Below are 20,654 nucleotides of genomic sequence, written 5' to 3' on the forward strand. Positions count from 1 at the left end.
TATTTCATCTCATAATAAGAACCTTCCCCAATGGCTGGGAAATTCTTTTCATCTTTAAAATATTTATCTACGATACCTTGAATCGTTTTATCCTGAGTGGAAAAGATTTTTATACCGCCATTATTAAGCATGTAGGAGGCGTCATTCAACGAATATCCTTTCTTTGTTTGAAGATCGGTTAGAACTTGATTGTAAACTTCATCCGTGAAATAAGAATAATACGTACTTGGTGCCTTCTCATCATCGTATTGTTTAATACGGCTGTACACATCATCAGCCAAAGCAGCATCATAATCCTTCTGAGTAATGTATTCAAGGTGCAACATATTATCTAAGCAACTCTGTCTACGTTCTGCATTCCTTGCTGGATAGTTAATTGGATTCAAAAATACTGGAGAAAGAGCAATTGGAGCAATAACAGAAGCTTCTGACAAAGTTAATTCAGAAACATCTTTTCCGAAGTAACTTTGAGATGCAGTCTGTACTCCAAATGCACCATTACCAAGGTTAGTGTTATTTAGATAAGCTTCTAAAATCTCATCTTTCGTATAGATATCTTCAAGTTTAATTGCAAGGTATTGTTCCTGTATCTTACGAACAATCTTATCAACAGCATTTGGCTCATTACCATAATTAAAGACTTTTGCCTTTACTAACTGTTGCGTAATGGTACTTCCCCCAAAGCCAAGGCCTTTTGTTTTTAATACAGAGAAACCAGCACGAAAAATACCATAGACATCAATTCCATCATGCTCGTAAAAACGTTCATCTTCCAAAGCGACAAAGGCATGTTTTAGTACATCTGGGATTTCATCAATGGATACTAGGACACGATTAGCCTCTGCACCAACTAACTTTTGGGCTAAGGTACCATCACTATAGTAAATAAAGCTAGCAAAGCCTTCTGGATCGATGTTAACCTGACTAATGTCAGGGGCAGATTCAATAATCCCCTTAATTGCTCCGGAAACGGCTACTACGCCAACGATGCCTAGACAAACAATGCATATCAAACTAACGCGAAATAGCGTTATACGAATCTTCGTATTAAGTCGCTTACTCGTAGACTTAATAGTACGCTGCTTTTTCAAAACACCCTTTCTACTAAAATCCATAGGCACCTCCTAATGCTAAAAACTAATAACTAGGAAAATATTTGATTTTACTAATTATTCCATTTTATCATAAGGATACAATATTTGCAATGAATGTTAGATTGACGCTAGTTACAAGAAGATATAGACCCAATAAATCAGGCATTACCCCAACAAGCTAACCACACTTTGTTAACTTTTTATATTATTTTCATAAGAGTTCTTCCGTCTTACTAAGTGTATACAAAAAAGTACCCATAGGATTAAACACTTCTCGAGTGTCTATCCTATGGGTACCATTTTTAAAAGCATTTCGCTCTTTATTAATAATAAGTCAGTATAATAAACTGCCCGATTATTGTGTCATTACTAGAACAATAACTGTTACGGCTGATTATCCGTTGGCGGAATAATAATAACTGGAGGAGGTGTAGTTGTTGGTTCCACCGGTTTCTGATTCTCTTCGTCTGGATTCTCTGGTCCAACTGGTGTCTCATCATCATTACCATCCGTTGGTGGTGCAACAGTACCTTCACTATGAATTGGGCAAGGGGTTGCCATATCACCTGTTGGTAAGAGATATGGAGTATCATCGGTTGGACTCTTTTCGTCTTTAATCAAGTAAACTTTTTCAACTAAAGAATCTAGCGGACAATAAGGACTTGCAAAATGTCCAGATACCTTACAGATACTTACTTTTTGATGAACCGTACAGGTTTGTGTTGGAACAGTTCCCTTAGCGAAATATTCGGTTCTTGTGCAATCACCGCTTAATGCTTTATCACAAACTCCTGGAACTGCTAGTTGACCTGATTTTGTACATATTCTAGCAGACACAATGGAGTCTGGTTTTGCAAATGCTTTGTTCTCTAACCTAAGAGTAGAGTGGATTTCCTCCATAATATTACGCCATAATGCCTTGTGGTAGGATTTTTCCTTCTGAGAGAAATTATAATCAAATCCTGTCCAGATAGCGGAGGTATAATAAGGAGTGTATCCAACAAACCATAAATCGTAGTCTTTCGTTGAGGTTCCGGTCTTACCTGCAATAGGCATGGAGTAATTACGGAATCCAATACTTGTTGCAGTACCTCTCTTAACGGTATCTTCCATTGCGTTTGTTAACAACCATGCAGTAGAAGTATACATTACCTGTTTTGAACTTGGCTCGTTCGAAAGAATAACTTTACCATTCTGGTCTACGACCTTAGTATAATAAATAGGCTCATTATAAACACCGCCATTGGCAATCGCAGCATATCCAGCAGTTAACTCTACGTTTGTTACACCTTCTGTAATACCACCTAAGGCAAGAGGAACACCGATATCAGAATATGTTTTACCGTTATCCATTACTTTTAATTCAATTAAATCAAATCCAAGATTTGTTAAATAATCAAATCCTTTTCTTGGTGTCACCGCTTCCATAAAACGACAAGCAACAATATTCATGGAGTTATAGATGGCTTCACGCATCGTACTTAAGCCCTTATACTTCTTATTCCAGTTGGTTACAGTATCTGTACTATTTGGATATGTGTATTCAGAGTCATCCATTACACTTGCTAAAGTATAACGACCAGAATCAAGAGCTGGAAGGAAGGAGGCTAGTACCTTAAAGGTAGAACCAACCTGACGCTTGGAGCTTGATGCACGGTTTGTTGTACGGTTACCGGTCTTAGTGCCACGGCCACCATATAAAGCTACAACATTACCATTGTGCTGGTCCATAATAGTCATTGAGGTCTGTGGTTGTAAGGTAATCTGTTTATTCTCAACATATACCTGATTCCCTTTTACCTTTGAATTACGGAATTCTTCAATTTTTGCTTCCATATCTTCTTTACTATATCCTAAGGAGTTGATACCCACCTTCGCGGAATAAGGATCATGATAATAAAGTCCCTTGGTATCCTTAAAGTCTTTAAAATATTCAAGCATATCATTGAAGTGATAGTGAGTAGCATTATCCTCGTCATCATAAACAGACAAGTCATATTTCATCTCATAATAAGAACCTTCCCCAATGGCTGGGAAATTCTTTTCATCTTGGAAATGTTTATCTACGATACCTTGAACCGTTTTATCCTGGGTGGTATAGATCTTTAAACCGCCACTATAAAGCATGTAAGCGGCGTCATCCTGAGTATATCCCTTCTTTGTCTGAAGATCGGATAAAACTTGATCAATAACTGCATCTGTGAAATAAGAATAATACGTGCTTGGTGCCTTTTCCTCATTGTACTGTTTAATACGGCTGTATACATCATCAGCTAACGCAGCATCATAATCCTTCTGAGTAATGTATCCAAGGCGCAACATATTATCTAAGCAACTCTGTCTACGTTCTGAATTCCTTTCTGGATAGTTAATTGGATTACAACGTACTGGAGAAAGAGCAATTGGAGCAATCACAGAGGCTTCTGATAATGTTAATTCAGAAACATCTTTTCCAAAGTAACTCTGAGCTGCAGTCTGCACACCATACGCACCATTACCAAGGTTAATGTTATTTAGATAAGCTTCTAAAATCTCATCCTTTGTGTAGATGTCTTCCAGTTTAATTGCAAGGTATTGCTCTTGTATCTTACGAACAATCTTATCAACAGCATTTGGCTCATTACCATAATTAAATACTTTTATCTTTATTAACTGTTGCGTAAGGGTACTTCCACCAAAGCCGAGGCCTTGCGTTTTTAATACAGAGAAACCAGCACGAAAAATACCATAGACATCAATTCCATCATGCTCGTAAAAACGTTCATCTTCCAGAGCAACAAAGGCATTTTTTAGTACATCTGGGATTTCATCAATGGATACTAAGACACGATTAGACTCTGCACCAATTAACTCTTGTGCTAAAGTACCATCATTATAGTAAATATAGCTAGCGAAGCCTTCCGGATCGATGTTAACCTGACTAATGTCAGGGGCAGATTCAATAATCCCCTTGACTGCTCCGGAAACGGCTACTACGCCAACGATGCCTAGACAAACAATGCATATTAAACTAACACGAAATAGCGTTATACGAATCTTCGTATTAAGTCGCTTACTCGTAGACTTGATATCGCGTTGTTTTTTCACGACACCCTTTCTACTAAAATCCATATTGAACCTCCTAATTCTAAAGCTGCTATAAAACTTTCAACTACATCAAAGTAAAAACTATAATAGCGATTGTTAATTCTATTATAGTTACGGTACGAATTATAATATTGACTTCTTCTCTATTATTGACCGATTACTCCATTTTAGCATAACGCTGTGAATTTTGCAATGAAAGTTAGGAATACAGACAGTTTACAGCTAATATCGAGCCACTTTAAGCGTTCTCAATCAGGATTTCTTGATCTAGAAAAGCATAATAAACATCCTCTAACTCCTCCATATTGGCCCGTCCATTCGTAGCTTCTGTCACCTTTTTCTGAAAGGCCCCGAGTGAGTCTGGAGGAATTAATAAGGTAGCTTTTACAATATCGGTGTAATCTGTTGATATTATTGTTAAATTCATTGTTCCAGCAATGTATTGAAGCTTACCAATACCGTTATAGTCCGTAGTGATTTCATATTGTTTCCCAAGGTGTTTTTCTATAATAACGCTATTTGCCAATCCTTCTTTTGCAGTACTTTGATAAGCACGCACTAATCCGCCAGTACCAAGCAAGGTACCGCCAAAATAACGTGTAACAACAACTGCTGTATTATGAATTCCTTCTCCTAATAAAACATCAAGCATAGGTCGTCCTGCTGTTTTACTAGGTTCGCCATCGTCACTGCAGCGTTGTAATTCTTGATTTAAACCAAGAACATATGCAGAACAGTTATGCGATGCATCCCAGTATTTTTTCTTCATCTGTTCAATAAAGGATAGGGCTTCCTCCTCTGACTTAATAGGGATTACAGTAGCGATGAAACGTGATTTCTTTTCTATGATTTCACCGGTTCCACCGGTGTAAACAGTTTTATAGGAAGTTTGCATGTTAAACCTCTATTCTGGCGCATGGCACCTTTTTATAATGATTTGGACGCTTTACTTTTGTACTTTTGTGCGATACAATAAGTACAAACAAATGTACGCAATAATTATCATTATATCAATAGCGAATTTGATGCGCAAGTTATTCATGAGAAGGAGAGCAGAAAAAGCACTTTCCAGTGGGGTGATAACTTGCTAATTTTATGAATACAAATAGTAAGGAAAGAAGTGGAGTATGAATCTAATATATGAAGTTATTAATGAAAGAGAATACATCTAAAAAGCAACGACTTATCGCAGCTGTCCCGATGTTACTTATGATGTTGGCGATATTTTTATTTTCAGCAAAAACAGCGACGGAATCAGATGGGTCAAGTCTTCCAATCGCCAAGGCGTTATTGGATATATATCAGAGAGGATTTGGGGAAATGGGGAAGGATTCGTATGATGTTTCGCTTAGAGTTGCGAATGTACTGACCAGAAAAGTTGCACATGTTACCGAATATGGAATCTTGTCCATTTTAGTAAGCTTTTATATTTGGGTAAGAGGACACCGAGGAAAACAGTTCTTTTTCTTAACCATCCTTATCTCAGTGGGTTATGCAATAACGGATGAAATTCATCAACTCTTTGTAGCTGGAAGAAGTGGAAGGATTACAGATGTTTTAATAGACTCCATTGGTTGCATCTTAGGTGCATTATTCTTTTTATTAATTTATCATCTAATAAAAAATAGGAGTCTAAAAAAACAACTATCGAGTCAGTTAAGAAAGTAGTAAATATGAAACGCCGTATCACATATTTCTTTATTCATATAAAAATACTAGATAAACTGATTACGTTCTTTTGAATAGTGGTAGTTTATCTTATCTAAGGTATCGATGAGGTTGTCTTCATTTACATCAAGGCTTTTGCAAAAATCTTCAAGGCTTTGAAACTCATCTCTTAATTTTGTATTCACATAACTTAGTAACATTATTGGATCGGTTGGTAGCATTTTAATTCATCCTTTCATTCGGTTTGAGATGGTCTTATCATACTGCAAGAATTTTCATCTCGTCAAGGGTATTCGTTTGAAAATAAAGAGCAATTTTTACACAGGAAAGAAAGGTATAAAGTCACCAGATTGGAGGTTATTATGGATCTATTTGAATATATGAGAGAAAATACGAAGGAGAAAGAATCACCGCTTGCTTCACGTCTTAGACCAACGAAGTTGACAGAAGTGGTTGGACAAGGTCATATCATTGGAGAAGATAAGTTATTATATCGGGCAATTATGGCAGATAAACTTGGTTCGGTTATCTTTTATGGTCCACCCGGAACCGGAAAAACTACGCTTGCAAAGGTGATTGCAAACACCACCAGTTCAAACTTTCAACAAATTAATGCAACCTCCGCTGGGAAAAAAGATATGGAAGAGGTTATTGGGCAGGCGAAGCAAACACTTGGCATGTATGGGAAGAAAACAATTCTTTTTGTAGATGAGATCCATCGATTTAATAAAGGGCAACAGGATTATTTGTTACCGTTTGTAGAGGATGGTACGATTGTGTTAGTCGGAGCTACAACAGAAAATCCTTATTTTGAAGTAAATAGCGCGCTTATCTCAAGATCCATTGTATTTGAATTAAAGCCTTTGGAACAAAATGATATTAAGGAGCTTTTAATTCGAGCAATTACGGATAAAGAAAAGGGGTTAGGCGCTTATCACGCGGAGATGGACGAAGACGCATTGGACTTTTTAGCAAGTGCCGCAAATGGAGATGCAAGATCCGCTTTAAATGCCATTGAGTTAGGGGTCTTAACGACAAAGCGCAGTGAAGATGGTTTAATCCATATTACATTAGAGGTGGCATCGGAGTGTATTCAAAAACGTGTATTAAAGTACGATAAGTCGGGGGATAATCATTACGATACGATTTCTGCATTTATTAAGAGCATGCGCGGAAGTGATCCGGATGCTGCAATCTATTATTTGGCGAAGATGCTATATGCCGGTGAAGAGGTAGCGTTTATTGCACGAAGAATAATGATATGTGCCGCAGAGGATGTATCGAATGCTGATCCGAATGCACTTGTGGTTGCAACAGCAGCAGCACAGGCAGTTGAGCGACTTGGTATGCCAGAAGGACGTATTGTTCTTGCGCAAGCGGCTGCTTATGTGGCATGTGCTCCAAAGAGCAACTCCGCAATCGTAGCCATTGATGAGGCATCGGAGTTAATTGCAAAGGATAAAACACCTCCAATACCGCCTCATTTACAGGACGCTCATTACAAAGGGGCTGCAAAACTAAACCATGGTGTTGGATATTTATATGCTCACAACTATGAAAATCATTACGTAAAGCAGCAGTACCTGCCAGATTCTTATGTTGGGCGTACGTTTTACCGTCCAAGCGATAATGGTTATGAAAAGACGATTAAGGAGTATTTTCAGAAAATAAAGGGCAATGAGACGGAAACGTTTTAAAGTCGGTTAAAGAGAAATATGTAAATAGATAATAATAAGAAAATGATATTAGAAACCAGAGACAAATTAGCGAAAGAAAGGATTTATGAATGAAAGCAGGTAATGAAAATAATACAAGTAGTACAGGGAATACAAGTAAAGCAAAAAGAGTATTATCAATGATTGGTGTTATCATATTATTGGGATTATATCTATTTTCCCTAGTAGCAGCAATTATGGCAAAACCGTATGCAAATGGTTTATTTTTAACTAGTATCTATGCGACCTTTATTATTCCAGTATTTATCTATGTATTCTTACTGATGAATCGTACTTTTGGAAAGAAAAAGGATGGATACACTATGCACGAAATCAATCAGATGAAGAAAAAGGGATTTGATGAAGCAAATCAGACGGATAACAAAGTGAATTAATGAAATATAACCTCCAAAGCATACCAAAAAAGTAGAAGTGAGTTTTTTTAGATGTAATTTTTTTGACATCAATTTTACATCAAACCAAGTTAAGTCATATCACTAATTAAGGGACAAAACTATTAATTTATATTAGTAGATTTGTCCCTTTTGTTATATTATGATTTAAAATTAGTGCAAGTCTTCAACTTGTAGAATATGGGAAAATATAGTATATTAGATATATAGTTTATCATAAAAAGAAGTAAGTATAATTGTAAATGGAGGTTTTTATGAAATTTAAATTGAGATTTGGCAAGATTATATTAATAGCATTATTTATGTTATGTTTAAGCACTTTTTTTTCAATTTCAGTAAATGCGTCTACTTCTAATACTATTGGGGGACGGTTTAATGATGAGAATTTTACTTATACAGTGCGTGTAAAAGCAACTCAAGGTAAAAATGGAAAAGTATCAATAGCAAAATATAATAACGGTAATTCAGATAAAAAGGTAAAGATACCTCAGTATGTTAAACATGGAGATTACAAGTATACAGTGTATCGAATTGACCAACTTGCATTTTATAAAAGTAATATGAAAGCTATTGAAATACCAGATGGCATAATTTCAATTTACAGGCAAGCATTTAATGAATGTTCTCAAATAAAAAGCATTGAGTTACCTAAAAATTGTACACTTTACGGTTCTGGAATTTTTAGTAGATGTACTAATCTTACGCAAATAACATTACCTTCAAAGTTGGAAAAATTACCTCCTACTATTTTTGAAGGATGTAAAAAATTAACCAATATTGTAATGCCTCCAAAATTGGTTGAAATAGGAACCGCAAGTTTTGATGGTTGCAAATCGCTTATCGGTATCATTTTACCTAATTCAATAGAGAAAATAGGTGGAGGTGCCTTTTCAAATTGTTCTAGTTTAGTTAATATATCGATTCCTGATAAGGTAAAGCAGTTAGAGCATACTACATTTAAAAATTGTAGTGCTCTACAAAGTGTAAAGTTTTCAAATTCTTTAAAAGTAATTGGAGCAAGTTGCTTTGAAGGTTGTGTTAACCTAAGTTCAATCAATTGGAATAATAATGTCACTACTATACGCAGCAGAGCATTCTATAAATGTAAATCGATGAAATCAATTAGCTTGCCTGCTAGTATAGTAAATCTTGAATATGAATGTTTCGCATATTGTTCATCATTAGAAAGTTTAACAATATTAAATAAAGTAAATATGGATTATATATCTCAAGATATTCTAAAAAATGCAAATGATAATTTGACTATAATATGTTATCCAAATGAAGTTATATATAACTCTCTTGCCTTTAGAGAGTATAAAATAGATTTTATTAATACTGACTTATTTACGGTAAATGTGCAAAAACAGAATTATCCATACAAAAATTATGAAGATTACTTTAATGATCCTAGTAAATATACAGTTGCTGAAGAAGAATTTTACTATTTACATATTAAAACAACTTTTGATTCCCCTGTTACAATTTCAAAGTTAAAATTAGATTATATCAATGATAAGGGTGAAATTGTTTCTTCAGAATACTATGAAAGAGATATCGATGTTTATAAGGAATATAAAGCTATACTACAAGTGGATAATAGTTCAAAGGATTATAGAAAGTTTGACTTCAATGAAATTAAGGCAACAGTTATAGGATATAATAGTAGTGTTAATGGTTATGATAGTAACCGTGTTAACCATAAAGAGATAATTAAGTGCAGCAATGTAAATGAAAATGGACGCAATTATTTGTCTATCACTAATAATGGTATAAAAAAAATATCAGATTGCAGATTATATGTAAAGGCTTACTATAAAAATACATTAATTATGACAGGACTAACGAATATCGGGAATATCGAAATTGGGACAAAAATATATAATGATGAGTATTCTTGGAGTTACTTAACCTTATTTTATTTCAATAGAGAATTTGATAATTCTGAATTCACATATGAATTTATCCCGTTGTATGCTTATTATTAGAGAATTGGTGTTAGTATATAGCTGTGAATAACAAGTTTATACTTACTCTTACAGGAGAGGAAATCCTAATAAGGTTATAACTATAACGCTAGCATCAATTATTCTCTCATATTTTTATTTGTTAAAGAAATACTGAAGAAAATTTATAATAAGCTATTAAAGCTAAAAAATGTCCAACTAAAAATATACTTAGTTGGACATTTTTTTATCTTTAGGTGTTAAAGATGAAAGAGATTGACCATAATTATTAATCAATCTCAACTATTTAATTTTGCATTAGCTTGTACAGCTACTTACCATGTCATTAATTGTTCCAGATACCTAGATTATTATAACATTTAGAGGATGCTTACTTGTTATTCTCCTCCGATTCCTCTACGATTTCATCCAGGACGCGAATTAAGTCTTGAGTGTTGTTAATGGTAACATCACGTTCTAAGATGCAGTTTTTTAAATCAATGGACAGAGTTTCGAACTTTGCCTGCATTTTTGGTGCAATATAAGACATAAGGATACCTCTTTCTTAATTAAATAGAATTACTACTTGCCAAACGTATAGAAAGTATTTATAATTAGGTTTTGACGAATATTAAGCCTGTGACTCCGTTGCCACAGGCTTAATCAAAAAGGGGAGGATAAGTATTTAACTCTTCTTTTGTATTGTTGCTTTTCATTGGAGGGGGAATCCAACTATTGAAAGAGCATACGCTAATCTAACCGTATTTCTAAGTTTTACGATAGGCTGTTAGATATCGTGATTCCCAGAAATATCATTAGACTAATTATAGTATTAACGTATAAAATCTTTTTATACACACAAAAATAAGAAAACATACACATTTTTGAAAGGATGAATACAATGAGCTTATTAACAGACTGGAGAGACGTAGCATACGCAGAAGATATGGATCAGAAAACTGGACAGATTTTCTGGGGAAATTATTTCACAATTGAGAAGGGAATCTATGAGCAGCTTTTATCTAATCCTGAGGAAGTAGTTACTGGAACTGTAGAAGAACTTGCTAAGAAATATAATACAACATTACAAATTATGGTTGGTTTCTTAGACGGAATCAATGAAAGTTTAAAAGAGCCAAATCCAATTGAGACTATGGAAGTAAACACTGTAGTTAATTTAGGATTTGATTTAGAAAAGCTTTATTACAATATGGTAGAAGCTAGTGCAGATTGGTTATATACTCTTCCACAGTGGGATAATTTATTAGCTGATTCTCGTAGAAAAGAATTATATCTTTCTCAGAAGAAATCCGGAACAATTGTGAAGGAAAAGAAAGTTGGACGTAATGATCCATGTCCATGCGGAAGTGGTAAAAAGTATAAATTCTGTTGTGGTAAATAGTGATAAATGCTGTGTTTACAGGTAGTGAGATAATATCTTGCTGCCTGTTTTTTGAGATTTGTCCACCACTTGTCCACCATTGAATTTTTGTCCACTAAATAGTTAGTTAGATTCCTTATATTTTTTTGCTTCTCTAATATTAATATCACTTGTATTACTTAAGTCTCCAAATTTTTCAAACATATTTACAGCATCTTCTTTCATTGAATTCGTCGTATGAATATATGTTTCAAGAGTAGTTCTTACGTTACCATGACCAAGTCTATTAGATATTGCCTTTACAGGAACATCGGCCTCTATTAGCATTGTTGCATGTGTATGTCTTAATGCGTGGAAATTAAACTTAATTCCAAGTTCGTAATTTATAACTTTAGAAACATATTTTATCGAATCAGTTCCGGTAAACTCACCATTCTCTTTTATAAAAATAGGGAAAATTCTCTTAAGAGGAATATCAAAATCCAGCTGTTGTAACTGAATTAATCGCTTAACACGCCGATTGGTTTCAGTTATTTCATCCTTAACAAATATTTTAGTGTATAAATCACCGTATTCTTTTTCGTTTTTTTCCTGGTATGTTTTAAATTCTGAAAGCGCATTAATCAGTGTATCTCCTATTTCTATTGTTCTATACGAAGAAGAAGTTTTACAATCACCAAAATACCATCTAGTAGATGCTTTCCCTCTTGTACCACGCTTTCTTTTACCTTCTGACACCTTTCCTTCCTTTTCTATTTTCTTTGATATTTTATTAACGGTTATAGTTCTTTTTTCAAAATCAATGCAATCCCATGTTAATCCAAATACTTCTGAAACTCTTAAACCTGTATAATACGCTGTTAATATTGCATAATATTGAAAATTTGAACTTTTAAATCTTTCGAGTATTCTATTTACATCCAACTTACTTAGTATAATTATTTCTTCTCTAGTAGATGATGTTATTATTTTTGGTAGTATTACATCTTCGGCTGGGTTCATCTGTATTAATTTAGCTGTTACTTTTGCATATTTAAATGCGCCTTTGAGTACTTTCAAGATATTATTCATAAAATCTTTTGAGAAAGAATTCTTTACATAGATATCGTTAATCAGATTTTGTAAAATCATTGTATTTACTGCTCTCAAATGATATGTTCCGATCCTTGGATTAAGGTGATTTTTAATAATATTCCGATATGCAGATAATGTGCTATCAGCAATATTAACTATGCAGTAATTATCAATCCAATAATCGAAATAATCAGTTATAGATATTTCAGATGGCTCAAAATGAAGACCTGCATTATTATATTCGTTTAGTGCTTTAATACCTTCTCTCTCTGCCTCTGCTTTTGTGGTATAACCTGCTCTAGTCATCTGATTTCGCTTGCCATTAATTTTAGCACCTTCAAATCGCCACTCCCAATTTGGTGATTTTGTCTTTCCATTTTTGTCAACCTTCTCTTTATTGCGGTTTCTGGTACTTAATTTCGACATATTATCATCCTCATTTTCTATTTTTTGGTATAAAAAATACACCTATTGCGGTGCAGAGTTAGAAATGATATAATACAACTTGACGAGATTGATATTATATCGGCCCTGACCGAATATCATCTATAATAACAGTTCTGGCGTTGGTAGAGCGCTGGGGCTGTTTTTATTTTTGGATTGAAAAATTTCTAATGCATTCTACAAGCTCATCTACATCATTTTTTGTTAGCACTGTATTTTTAGCAACATTCACATGCACTATTTTTAACTCTTTCATTGTCTCATAATAATATTCTTCTGTTTCTTTTGTATCAAAGTGCATTCTATTTCCCTCCTATGTACTTAAGCCTTAATTTTATTAAATCTTTATCTATTCCTGTGCAATTTGAAAATTGTTCGATTGTATATTCTCTATACTGTTGTAATAAATCATCGGTTATTAATAAAATGGCTGCAAACAAGTTAGCGTGACGTTCTATCTTTGAAGTGAGTAGCAAGGTATGATGTGACATAAAACAGCAGTTCTCTTTCCAATGCATTAATGCATGTCCCAGTTCATGAGACATAACAATTTTATTGTCAGTCTCATTTCTATTCTCATTGTTAATAAATATCCACTTGGAGTGTTCAATGTATTTATACATTCCAGATATATTACCTAGCGGTGTTCGCATAACATGAATACCAAGATATTCAGCAATCAAATAAGGATCATTTGTTCCAAATCTTGTTGTATAAGACCTAACTAACTTTTCAATACGTTCAATCATAGGCTACACCTACTTTTTGTTTTTATTTGGGTTGTGCTTTTCTTTGTTAATTATCTTCATTTGTCTCATAGCGGATTCAATAGCGGCTCTTAATAATGTTTTTGACATTTCGTCAATTTCTTCTCCATTGTAATAGAGTGGAGCATCATTATTATTATCAATATCGACCATGATTTTATCTAATTTCTTTGCAATGTCGCGTTCATCTTTTGGCGTAATCATTGATTCTTTTTCTTCTGGTTCTTTACCTGTCATTAAATAATCACTGCTTACACCAAAAAAATTCGCAATTTTTAGTAGCTTATCTTGTTTCGGAATACTTCTTCCATTTTTCCAATCTGTAAAAGTAGATGATGCTATGCCAGTGGCTTTTCCTACTTTATACGCTGTAACACCATATTTTTGTAATAATTGCTCAAATACTTCATACATATTTTGTACACCTTTCACAAAATTAGTCATAGTTATGAAAACCGAAACAAAGCCTATTGACTAATCATGAAACCAGTGATATATTAGACACATGGTTATGAAATCATAACTAATAAAAAGCTAAATACGGATATCATTATTAACTAACATTTCTTAACTCGACATTAAGAAATATATCACATTTCCGAAGTAATTGCAATAGCTTTTTACAAATATTTGTAGGAAGGAGTGTTTATATGTATGACAATTTTCGACAATTGTTAGCTGTAAAAGGAATTACACCTTATAAAGTTTCAAAAGAGACAGGTATTTCACAAGTAACATTGTCTGATTGGAAGCACGGCAGAAGCAAGCCTAAGGTAGATAAATTAGTTAAGATAGCTAAGTTTTTAAATGTACCACTAGAGAAGCTTCTATAGGTAAATGGAGGATAACAAAATGGAAGAAGTGTTATATACCGTTAGCGAAGTATCAGAGCTTATCAAAACAAATACTGCCTACGTATATAAATTGATAAGCGCAGGTTTACTACCAGTATTAAAACTAGGAAGTTATAAAATCAGAAGGTCTGCACTTTTAGAGTTTCTAGAAAGAAGCGAAGGAAAGGACTTAACGAATCCTTCTGAAATTAAAGAAATACAGTTTCAGTAAGAAAGGAGCACTATGAATCAATTAATTAAAATTGGTAATCAAGAGGTAATCGCAAAAGAGTTCAACGGTCAAAGAGTTGTTACGTTCAGAGATATTGATCTTGTACACGAGAGACCAGATGGAACAGCAAGAAGAAGTTTTACGGACAACAAGGATAGATTACAAAGTGGAAGAGATTATTTTACATTATCTCTAATGGACGAAAACCGTACATTAGGAATTGATATACCGAACAGGGGAATAACAGTCATAACAGAGCGAGGCTACCTCATGTTAGTGAAATCATTTACGGACGATTTGGCTTGGGAAGTGCAAGGACAACTAGTGGATACATATTTCAAAAAAATACAGCGTCCTCTAACTACAGAGCAGATTATGAGAGCCCAGTTAAGCATGATTGACGAAGTATCTGAGCGAGTGGACAAGCTCGAAAACACAATGGTAATCGATTATGGTCAGCAAAGAGTACTTGAAAGACTTGTTAACAGTACGGTTGTTACTGCGCTTTGCGGAAAAGGTAGCACAGCTTATAAAGAAATCGGTAAGAAGGTCTTTAAAGAGTGCAACAAGGATATCCAAGATCGCTTCGATGTTAACAGTCGAAACAATGTTCCAAAGATGAAATACGATGAAGCATGTGAGTATATCAAGAAATGGCAACCTTGCACGAATACAAAGATGTTAATAGAGGACTGTAACGCTCTGATGTCGATTGCTTAAATTAAGATTTAAGAAAGGAAACTAAACAATGACTATAGGTGAAATTATCGACAGTACAAAAGAAGTTGAACAGGATATTAAAGGTATTAAAGTAGCAATCCAAAATCAAAATAAATTAACTTTTTTTGATAATCCAGAGGAAGTTTACTTTGGAGAATTAGCGGACATACCTGAACAGTACAGGGAATATGAAATTGTAGAAAGAAGCCAAATATGTGCATCTTCTGATGAAAAAAGAAATGGAGCAAATGTATTAGTAATTAATATTTAGTAGAGGTAAGTTATGAAAAATGAATACTATGATTCAAGTAGGCCTTTAGCACGATTAGAAAAAGGTGATAAAGCGATTATTAGATTCACTCCTTTCCCTTTTGCAAAGGAAAAGGATAAGCAAAAATACAAAGATATACCAATGGGAAGATATGAAGCTATATGTATAGAACCCCTTGTTTTAGAGTGCGAGGAATATCCCGTACTTGGAGGTAGATTTAATTACTGGAGAGGTGATAAGTGGGGATGTTCAGAGGGAATCTATGCCGATGAAGTAGGTCGTTAAACTAGGATTTTGCAAAGAAAGAAGGTGAATTATGAGGACATGCCTTAATTGTAAGTACAGAGACATAAGACATAACGTATCAAAGTGCTATCAGTGCCAAGAGACTAACTCATTCATAAATTGGCGAAGCAATTTGTTACATACGATTTTTGGATTGATTGTAGAAGTATTATTGCTAGCTGCTTTTGTAGCATCAGCATTGTGTGTCATATCATCTCCTAATCATAGCACTTTTATATCTTGTACTTTACATGCATTATTCGGTGGTATTGGTTTTGGACTTAGTTTACTTGGACTTGCTTATATATCGGAAAAAGATGAGAGGAGAAGATTAGAAAATAGAAATGCACCCCATACGAGTGCGAATCGATAGGGCGCAAAGATATAAACACTCAGGTTATTGTACCACATCAATTATTTTAAGTAAATAGAAAGGTAAATTATGTCTTCGAGAGATATTGAATTTATTGGTTATGATTGTTGCCATAAGACGGTAAATAAAATAGCATTCTTTGCGGAAAAGGATCAAGACGGAAAAGTATTTTTTAAGGCAGAAGCACAAAATGCAAGCATTACAGCTGCATTGTCAATGATTTATGACCAGGAAGAAGCATTTACAGAGTTTTGTTCTTTGCTTAGGAATATTTTAACACTGCAATCAAAGAAGCTAGAAAACAACTAACTATAAAAATAAGCGGTAGACGCCGACCAAAGCATTTCTACCGCTATCACAAACACTAAGGATATTATAACACATCCTTAGGTACATGGAAAGGATGATTTTATGAGTAGTAATAGTAAATTTATCAACGATGTAATTTGTGCTATGGCGGTGGATTTGGACAGTAGGCAACTACAGAAGTTAGAAAGTATATTAAATAACAATCTACATGGTAAACAGATTAGCAACGAATGCACTGAGTTGTCGACGTATTCAGATGATAATGATTATGTTCTTAGAGTGTTTGCAGCTAATAAAAAATTAGAAAACCTATCTGATAAAAGCATATCTCAATATGTACGTACAACACGAAATATGTTACTTACATTAGATAAAAATTACAGAGATGTTACCTCAGATGATATCAAATATTATCTTGCTATGTATCAGTCCAGGAATAAAGTAAGCATGAACACATTAGCTAATACAAAAAGATTCATAAGTGCGTTTTTTTACATGGGCCGAAGAAGAAGACTATATTCCTAAGAATCCAACTCGCAAGATTAAAAATATTAAGCAGGTCCATAAGGAGAAAGAATATCTCACAGATGATGAAGTTGAACATATCAGAGATGCATGCAAAACAAAGAGAGAAATAGCAATAGTTAATTTTCTCCTATCGGTTGGGTGTCGAGTTTCCGAACTTGCAAATATCAATATTAAAGATGTTGATTTTGAAAACGACAGCGTGACTATATACGGTAGTAAAACAAAGACATACCGCAAAGGTTATCTTAATGCAAGCGCTAAACTTCATCTGCGCAACTACCTAATGAGCCGCAATGATGATAATGAAGCCTTATTTGTAACTAGTAGAGGGAATCATGATAGGTTAGGAAATAGTAGCCTACAAAAGGAAGTACAAGCCGTATCAGAACGTGCAGGAGTAACTAAGCATGTAACAGTTCACTTATTCCGCAAAACATTTGCTACAAGGATGAGTGCTGCAGGCGTACGGATAGAAATTATAAAAGAGTTGCTGGGACATTCCGATATTTCGGTTACCGAGAAGAACTATGTAACAATTAATAAAGATGATATTAAGGCAGCGCATAGAAGAGGTGCTGCGTAGAGAGGTGGGATTTTTATTACTGAAATTGAACTGAAAAAGGATTATCTAAAAAGTTTTCGGAATAAATGTCATAAAATCAGATCGCTCCAGGAGCAAAAAAATAGCATTATTGAAACAATGGTAAGCGCTAAAGCACAAAGCTATAGTGATATGCCAACAACAGGTAGAATATCTGATTTATCTGACTATATGGTTAAGCTTGAAAATATAATGAAATCTATTGACAACGCTACTGCGGAATGCATGGTCATAAAAATAGCCATAGAATCTGCTATTTTGAAAATGAATGATGGACTTGAAAGCGAGTTGTTACATAAGCGTTATATACTTTTTAAATCTTGGGAGGTAATATCCATAGAATTAGGGTACGAACATACGCATGTCCATAGGATTCATGGGAAAGCACTACAACATTTCGATATGGGAGGTTATGCTATTGATAAAGAATAAGGTGATAGCTGTTGATTTTGACGGAACCCTATGTAGTGATAGATATCCTGCAATAGGTATCGAAAATATAAAGCTTATAGAAGCATTAAAATCTCTTAGAAAAGATGGATGCAAGTTGATTTTCTGGACATGCAGAAGAGGAATATACCTGGATGCAGCAATACATTGGTGCCAAGATTTTGGATTAGAATTTGATGCGGTAAACGAGAATTTACCGGAGCATATCGAGTTGTTTGGTGATGATAGTAGAAAGATATTTGCGGACATTTACATAGACGATAGGGCAGTGCATCCGCAGAATCCTATTCTAAATCTACTCCGATGAGAGGAAATTATGAAAACAGAGGAATTACTACGTAACACAAAAAGAATTGTCGGTACTGAATATGTCGACTATTCTCGAGAAGAAAGCGCAGACAGGCGTAGGCTTCTAAGAAGAATATTATCAGGTAGTAAGTTTTCAAATTGCACTGATGAACAGCTTGATAATATGACTGCAGAGCGATTACCTGGAGGTAGGTACGTCATTAGAGATATTGATAATTACGACTGGATAATGGGCACATCAAGATAATAATTTAAGACATTAATGGAGGTTTTAAAATGTCAGGTGTGAAGTGGATCAAAATAGCAACACAAGTATTTGATAACAGAAAAATACGTCAGATAGAAAATATGCCAGAAGGTGATTCTATTATCGTAATTTGGTTTAAAATACTATGTCTTGCAGGAAATACGAATGACGGAGGGTTAGTCTATTTTACGAAGGACATTCCATACACAGAGCAGATGCTTTCTTCAGAGTTTAATAGACCTCTTGTAACTGTCCAATTAGCATTAAATACATTCGAAAGATTTGAAATGATAGACATTGTTGATGATTTTATTCATGTTTCATCATGGGAAAAATATCAGAATATTGAGGGGCTTGAAAGAATTAGAGAACAGACAAGGCTTCGAGTTGCAAAACATCGAGAAAACAAATCAATAGAATGTAACGTTACAAGTAACGCTACCGTAACTCATGGTAACGAAACAGATATAGATATAGATATAGAAATAGAAGAAGATAAAGATATAGATATAAGAGAAAGAGTAGATTATCAGCAAATAGCTGATATGTATAACAACACTTGCGTGTCGTTCCCTAAATTGACGTCTTTATCAGAAACACGAAAAAAAGCAATTAGAGCAAGATTAAACACTTATACTGTTGAGGATTTAAAGAGATTATTTGAAATAGCAGAACAAAGTGAATTTTTAAAAGGAAAAAACGACCGTAATTGGAACGCTAACTTTGATTGGCTGATTAAAGATTCTAATATGGCCAAGGTTCTTGATGGAAACTATTCCAATAGGCAGGTACAACCGCAGAAGCCTAAACATAAATCAAATACGAATAAGTTCAACGAGTTTCCACAAAGAGATTATGATTACGGAAGTTTAGAACAGCAGCTATTAGGAGGTAGATAAATGGCAAACACATATGATTTACATGACTATGTCGAGGAAAGTGTTATAACAAGCGTTAGCTCTAACAAAATAGCAGACATCACAGGAATGGATGTTGTAAAGGTTAGCAGGTATGCTAGGACAGGGTACCTATATAATTGTAGGTATAGGATTTTTAAAAGCGCTAACAACAAAAATGAATTAATGCGAAAGATAAACAACGGTACCGAACGTAATTACACCTCCGAATACGTTGAGGATTTTACGAGACAATGGAATGAAACAACGGAACAGTTAAAGTCAAGCGGTAAGATAGCAAGTATTAGATTAGTGGCACAGGGGGTAATCATAGCGGAATGACTAGTAGTTGCACAAAGGCAAGGGAACTCGGAGTTGACCCATATGGTTACAAGTGGGAGAAAATCAGAAAGGAGGAATCTTATGAAAGCAACAATCATGACAAGTGAATTGAAAAGGCTTATTAAAAGCATGAAGAAGTTTGTAAAAGACGATGGATATAATAAATTAATGCCATTCATAAAAATTACCGTATCAGATGGAACTCTTACAGGGATTGCACTAGACGGTCATAGAATAGCTAGGGAAAAGATTAGCTGCATGTCTGATTGCGATTTCGATTGTTATATAAAGCCAGTCGTACCGGTATTCAAAGGATGTGAGTACAGCACCATAGAGCTTATCGACAATTACGCATATATAACAGCAGGGGATAATCGTACAGGCTTTAAGCAACCGGAAGGAGAATACTACAAAACAAGTGAGTACTTTGAAAAAGATAAGTATCAATCATTGGCGATTGGCTTTAACTCAAAGTATCTGAAAGAAGCTCTTGAGAGCATGGATGGAAAAGTGGTACTAAGATTTAGCAATCCAAAAGAACCAGTGTATATCTACAATACAGGAAAAGAAGTCGTACAAGAAAGAGTAGTATTGCCAATTAGTATTGGTTATGAGTGTTAGTTAAATCGAGATTTACGGAAGTAAGAAGGTGAGAAATGAGAAACGTAC

General features: G+C 34.4%; 29 protein-coding genes. 20 read left to right on the forward strand and 9 right to left on the reverse strand.

Annotated features, from left to right (window positions below; genetic code table 11):
* The 3 genes from RTP52_RS19170 to RTP52_RS19180 form a co-directional block, all read right to left on the reverse strand.
* On the reverse strand, positions 1-1,115 hold a 1,115-nt coding region (locus RTP52_RS19170; protein ID WP_312372967.1), incomplete at its 3' end, for a transglycosylase domain-containing protein.
* A 363-nt stretch (positions 1,116-1,478) separates the two neighbouring features.
* Positions 1,479-4,205 carry a transglycosylase domain-containing protein gene (locus tag RTP52_RS19175; RefSeq protein ID WP_312372969.1) on the reverse strand — a complete coding sequence of 909 codons (2,727 nt, stop codon included), beginning with the start codon at positions 4,203-4,205 and terminating at the stop codon, positions 1,479-1,481.
* A gap of 214 nt (positions 4,206-4,419) precedes the next feature.
* Positions 4,420-5,076: a YigZ family protein gene (locus RTP52_RS19180; RefSeq protein WP_312106244.1), complete on the reverse strand. Its 657-nt coding sequence runs from the start codon at positions 5,074-5,076 to the stop codon at positions 4,420-4,422.
* A 245-nt stretch (positions 5,077-5,321) separates the two neighbouring features.
* Between RTP52_RS19180 and RTP52_RS19185 the strand changes: the two genes are divergently transcribed.
* Positions 5,322-5,849, forward strand: coding sequence for a VanZ family protein (locus tag RTP52_RS19185; RefSeq protein ID WP_312106246.1), 528 nt, complete (start codon positions 5,322-5,324; stop codon positions 5,847-5,849).
* 47 nt (positions 5,850-5,896) lie between these two features.
* Here the strand turns inward: RTP52_RS19185 and RTP52_RS19190 are convergent, their stop codons facing one another.
* Positions 5,897-6,070, reverse strand: coding sequence for a DUF4250 domain-containing protein (locus tag RTP52_RS19190; protein ID WP_312106248.1), 174 nt, complete (start codon positions 6,068-6,070; stop codon positions 5,897-5,899).
* Between the two features lie 141 nt (positions 6,071-6,211).
* Here RTP52_RS19190 and RTP52_RS19195 point away from each other — a divergent pair, with 141 nt between their 5' ends.
* The 3 genes from RTP52_RS19195 (at position 6,212) to RTP52_RS19205 (ending at position 9,965) form a co-directional block, all read left to right on the forward strand.
* Entirely contained in the window at positions 6,212-7,546 is a 1,335-nt protein-coding gene (locus tag RTP52_RS19195; RefSeq protein WP_312106250.1) for a replication-associated recombination protein A, read from the forward strand.
* A gap of 89 nt (positions 7,547-7,635) precedes the next feature.
* Positions 7,636-7,959: a hypothetical protein gene (locus RTP52_RS19200; RefSeq protein ID WP_312106251.1), complete on the forward strand. Its 324-nt coding sequence runs from the start codon at positions 7,636-7,638 to the stop codon at positions 7,957-7,959.
* 272 nt (positions 7,960-8,231) lie between these two features.
* Positions 8,232-9,965 (forward strand): leucine-rich repeat domain-containing protein, encoded by a 1,734-nt coding sequence (locus RTP52_RS19205; protein ID WP_312106252.1) that lies wholly within the window; start codon positions 8,232-8,234, stop codon positions 9,963-9,965.
* Positions 9,966-10,314: 349 nt separating this feature from the next.
* Here the strand turns inward: RTP52_RS19205 and RTP52_RS19210 are convergent, their stop codons facing one another.
* Positions 10,315-10,473, reverse strand: coding sequence for a hypothetical protein (locus RTP52_RS19210; RefSeq protein WP_312106253.1), 159 nt, complete (start codon positions 10,471-10,473; stop codon positions 10,315-10,317).
* 351 nt (positions 10,474-10,824) lie between these two features.
* Here RTP52_RS19210 and RTP52_RS19215 point away from each other — a divergent pair, with 351 nt between their 5' ends.
* Positions 10,825-11,325 carry an SEC-C metal-binding domain-containing protein gene (locus RTP52_RS19215; RefSeq protein WP_312106255.1) on the forward strand — a complete coding sequence of 167 codons (501 nt, stop codon included), beginning with the start codon at positions 10,825-10,827 and terminating at the stop codon, positions 11,323-11,325.
* 102 nt (positions 11,326-11,427) lie between these two features.
* Here RTP52_RS19215 and RTP52_RS19220 read toward each other — a convergent pair whose 3' ends face one another.
* From RTP52_RS19220 to RTP52_RS19235, 4 genes are all read right to left on the reverse strand, one after another.
* Positions 11,428-12,804 (reverse strand): tyrosine-type recombinase/integrase, encoded by a 1,377-nt coding sequence (locus RTP52_RS19220; RefSeq protein WP_312372971.1) that lies wholly within the window; start codon positions 12,802-12,804, stop codon positions 11,428-11,430.
* Positions 12,805-12,967: 163 nt separating this feature from the next.
* Entirely contained in the window at positions 12,968-13,123 is a 156-nt protein-coding gene (locus RTP52_RS19225; protein WP_312372972.1) for a hypothetical protein, read from the reverse strand.
* Between the two features lies 1 nt (position 13,124).
* Positions 13,125-13,571 (reverse strand): ImmA/IrrE family metallo-endopeptidase, encoded by a 447-nt coding sequence (locus RTP52_RS19230; RefSeq protein WP_312372973.1) that lies wholly within the window; start codon positions 13,569-13,571, stop codon positions 13,125-13,127.
* A gap of 9 nt (positions 13,572-13,580) precedes the next feature.
* A complete protein-coding gene (locus RTP52_RS19235; RefSeq protein ID WP_312372974.1) occupies positions 13,581-14,003 on the reverse strand; it encodes a helix-turn-helix domain-containing protein in 423 nt (140 codons plus the stop codon).
* Positions 14,004-14,239: 236 nt separating this feature from the next.
* Between RTP52_RS19235 and RTP52_RS19240 the strand changes: the two genes are divergently transcribed.
* The 15 genes from RTP52_RS19240 to RTP52_RS19310 all read left to right on the forward strand — a co-directional run bounded on the left by RTP52_RS19240 (position 14,240) and on the right by RTP52_RS19310 (position 20,606).
* Positions 14,240-14,422: a helix-turn-helix domain-containing protein gene (locus RTP52_RS19240; RefSeq protein ID WP_312372975.1), complete on the forward strand. Its 183-nt coding sequence runs from the start codon at positions 14,240-14,242 to the stop codon at positions 14,420-14,422.
* Positions 14,423-14,441: 19 nt separating this feature from the next.
* Positions 14,442-14,654, forward strand: a complete 213-nt coding sequence (locus RTP52_RS19245; RefSeq protein WP_312372976.1) for a helix-turn-helix domain-containing protein — start codon at positions 14,442-14,444, stop codon at positions 14,652-14,654.
* Positions 14,655-14,666: 12 nt separating this feature from the next.
* Positions 14,667-15,374 carry an ORF6C domain-containing protein gene (locus RTP52_RS19250; RefSeq protein ID WP_312372977.1) on the forward strand — a complete coding sequence of 236 codons (708 nt, stop codon included), beginning with the start codon at positions 14,667-14,669 and terminating at the stop codon, positions 15,372-15,374.
* Positions 15,375-15,402: 28 nt separating this feature from the next.
* Entirely contained in the window at positions 15,403-15,645 is a 243-nt protein-coding gene (locus tag RTP52_RS19255) for a hypothetical protein (protein WP_312372978.1), read from the forward strand.
* 12 nt (positions 15,646-15,657) lie between these two features.
* The gene (locus RTP52_RS19260) at positions 15,658-15,930 is read left to right on the forward strand and encodes a hypothetical protein (RefSeq protein WP_312372979.1); all 273 of its coding nucleotides are present in this window, start codon (positions 15,658-15,660) and stop codon (positions 15,928-15,930) included.
* A 133-nt stretch (positions 15,931-16,063) separates the two neighbouring features.
* A complete protein-coding gene (locus tag RTP52_RS19265; protein ID WP_312372981.1) occupies positions 16,064-16,303 on the forward strand; it encodes a hypothetical protein in 240 nt (79 codons plus the stop codon).
* A 69-nt stretch (positions 16,304-16,372) separates the two neighbouring features.
* Complete coding sequence (locus RTP52_RS19270; protein ID WP_312372982.1) at positions 16,373-16,612, forward strand: hypothetical protein; 240 nt, start codon at positions 16,373-16,375, stop codon at positions 16,610-16,612.
* Between the two features lie 102 nt (positions 16,613-16,714).
* Positions 16,715-17,137, forward strand: a complete 423-nt coding sequence (locus RTP52_RS19275; protein ID WP_312372983.1) for a phage integrase N-terminal SAM-like domain-containing protein — start codon at positions 16,715-16,717, stop codon at positions 17,135-17,137.
* Complete coding sequence (locus tag RTP52_RS19280) at positions 17,094-17,723, forward strand: tyrosine-type recombinase/integrase (RefSeq protein ID WP_312372984.1); 630 nt, start codon at positions 17,094-17,096, stop codon at positions 17,721-17,723. The genes RTP52_RS19275 and RTP52_RS19280 overlap by 44 nt, the downstream gene beginning before the upstream one ends.
* A gap of 117 nt (positions 17,724-17,840) precedes the next feature.
* On the forward strand, positions 17,841-18,173 hold the full coding sequence (locus RTP52_RS19285; protein WP_312372985.1) for a hypothetical protein: 333 nt from the start codon (positions 17,841-17,843) through the stop codon (positions 18,171-18,173).
* Positions 18,160-18,498 (forward strand): hypothetical protein, encoded by a 339-nt coding sequence (locus RTP52_RS19290; RefSeq protein ID WP_331661938.1) that lies wholly within the window; start codon positions 18,160-18,162, stop codon positions 18,496-18,498. The genes RTP52_RS19285 and RTP52_RS19290 overlap by 14 nt, the downstream gene beginning before the upstream one ends.
* A gap of 9 nt (positions 18,499-18,507) precedes the next feature.
* Complete coding sequence (locus RTP52_RS19295) at positions 18,508-18,747, forward strand: hypothetical protein (protein ID WP_312372987.1); 240 nt, start codon at positions 18,508-18,510, stop codon at positions 18,745-18,747.
* A 29-nt stretch (positions 18,748-18,776) separates the two neighbouring features.
* Positions 18,777-19,646, forward strand: a complete 870-nt coding sequence (locus RTP52_RS19300; RefSeq protein WP_312372989.1) for a phage replisome organizer N-terminal domain-containing protein — start codon at positions 18,777-18,779, stop codon at positions 19,644-19,646.
* Positions 19,647-19,985 (forward strand): hypothetical protein, encoded by a 339-nt coding sequence (locus RTP52_RS19305; RefSeq protein ID WP_312372990.1) that lies wholly within the window; start codon positions 19,647-19,649, stop codon positions 19,983-19,985.
* Between the two features lie 81 nt (positions 19,986-20,066).
* Positions 20,067-20,606, forward strand: a complete 540-nt coding sequence (locus tag RTP52_RS19310) for a hypothetical protein (protein WP_312372991.1) — start codon at positions 20,067-20,069, stop codon at positions 20,604-20,606.
* The last annotated feature ends 48 nt before the right edge of the window (positions 20,607-20,654 follow it).

Source organism: Lachnoclostridium sp. (assembly GCF_031997925.1).
Lineage (GTDB): Bacteria > Bacillota > Clostridia > Lachnospirales > Lachnospiraceae > Lachnoclostridium.

Coding starts and splice junctions, on each gene's coding strand:
- RTP52_RS19220 (WP_312372971.1), bottom strand. CDS start 12,804: ATGTCGAAATTAAGTACCAGAAACCGCAATAAAGAGAAGGTTGACAAA.
- RTP52_RS19180 (WP_312106244.1), bottom strand. CDS start 5,076: ATGCAAACTTCCTATAAAACTGTTTACACCGGTGGAACCGGTGAAATC.
- RTP52_RS19205 (WP_312106252.1), top strand. CDS start 8,232: ATGAAATTTAAATTGAGATTTGGCAAGATTATATTAATAGCATTATTT.
- RTP52_RS19285 (WP_312372985.1), top strand. CDS start 17,841: ATGGTAAGCGCTAAAGCACAAAGCTATAGTGATATGCCAACAACAGGT.
- RTP52_RS19230 (WP_312372973.1), bottom strand. CDS start 13,571: ATGATTGAACGTATTGAAAAGTTAGTTAGGTCTTATACAACAAGATTT.
- RTP52_RS19210 (WP_312106253.1), bottom strand. CDS start 10,473: ATGTCTTATATTGCACCAAAAATGCAGGCAAAGTTCGAAACTCTGTCC.
- RTP52_RS19235 (WP_312372974.1), bottom strand. CDS start 14,003: ATGTATGAAGTATTTGAGCAATTATTACAAAAATATGGTGTTACAGCG.
- RTP52_RS19270 (WP_312372982.1), top strand. CDS start 16,373: ATGTCTTCGAGAGATATTGAATTTATTGGTTATGATTGTTGCCATAAG.
- RTP52_RS19260 (WP_312372979.1), top strand. CDS start 15,658: ATGAAAAATGAATACTATGATTCAAGTAGGCCTTTAGCACGATTAGAA.
- RTP52_RS19255 (WP_312372978.1), top strand. CDS start 15,403: ATGACTATAGGTGAAATTATCGACAGTACAAAAGAAGTTGAACAGGAT.
- RTP52_RS19195 (WP_312106250.1), top strand. CDS start 6,212: ATGGATCTATTTGAATATATGAGAGAAAATACGAAGGAGAAAGAATCA.
- RTP52_RS19295 (WP_312372987.1), top strand. CDS start 18,508: ATGAAAACAGAGGAATTACTACGTAACACAAAAAGAATTGTCGGTACT.
- RTP52_RS19305 (WP_312372990.1), top strand. CDS start 19,647: ATGGCAAACACATATGATTTACATGACTATGTCGAGGAAAGTGTTATA.
- RTP52_RS19175 (WP_312372969.1), bottom strand. CDS start 4,205: ATGGATTTTAGTAGAAAGGGTGTCGTGAAAAAACAACGCGATATCAAG.
- RTP52_RS19225 (WP_312372972.1), bottom strand. CDS start 13,123: ATGCACTTTGATACAAAAGAAACAGAAGAATATTATTATGAGACAATG.
- RTP52_RS19240 (WP_312372975.1), top strand. CDS start 14,240: ATGTATGACAATTTTCGACAATTGTTAGCTGTAAAAGGAATTACACCT.
- RTP52_RS19300 (WP_312372989.1), top strand. CDS start 18,777: ATGTCAGGTGTGAAGTGGATCAAAATAGCAACACAAGTATTTGATAAC.
- RTP52_RS19185 (WP_312106246.1), top strand. CDS start 5,322: ATGAAGTTATTAATGAAAGAGAATACATCTAAAAAGCAACGACTTATC.
- RTP52_RS19190 (WP_312106248.1), bottom strand. CDS start 6,070: ATGCTACCAACCGATCCAATAATGTTACTAAGTTATGTGAATACAAAA.
- RTP52_RS19200 (WP_312106251.1), top strand. CDS start 7,636: ATGAAAGCAGGTAATGAAAATAATACAAGTAGTACAGGGAATACAAGT.
- RTP52_RS19245 (WP_312372976.1), top strand. CDS start 14,442: ATGGAAGAAGTGTTATATACCGTTAGCGAAGTATCAGAGCTTATCAAA.
- RTP52_RS19310 (WP_312372991.1), top strand. CDS start 20,067: ATGAAAGCAACAATCATGACAAGTGAATTGAAAAGGCTTATTAAAAGC.
- RTP52_RS19215 (WP_312106255.1), top strand. CDS start 10,825: ATGAGCTTATTAACAGACTGGAGAGACGTAGCATACGCAGAAGATATG.
- RTP52_RS19275 (WP_312372983.1), top strand. CDS start 16,715: ATGAGTAGTAATAGTAAATTTATCAACGATGTAATTTGTGCTATGGCG.
- RTP52_RS19250 (WP_312372977.1), top strand. CDS start 14,667: ATGAATCAATTAATTAAAATTGGTAATCAAGAGGTAATCGCAAAAGAG.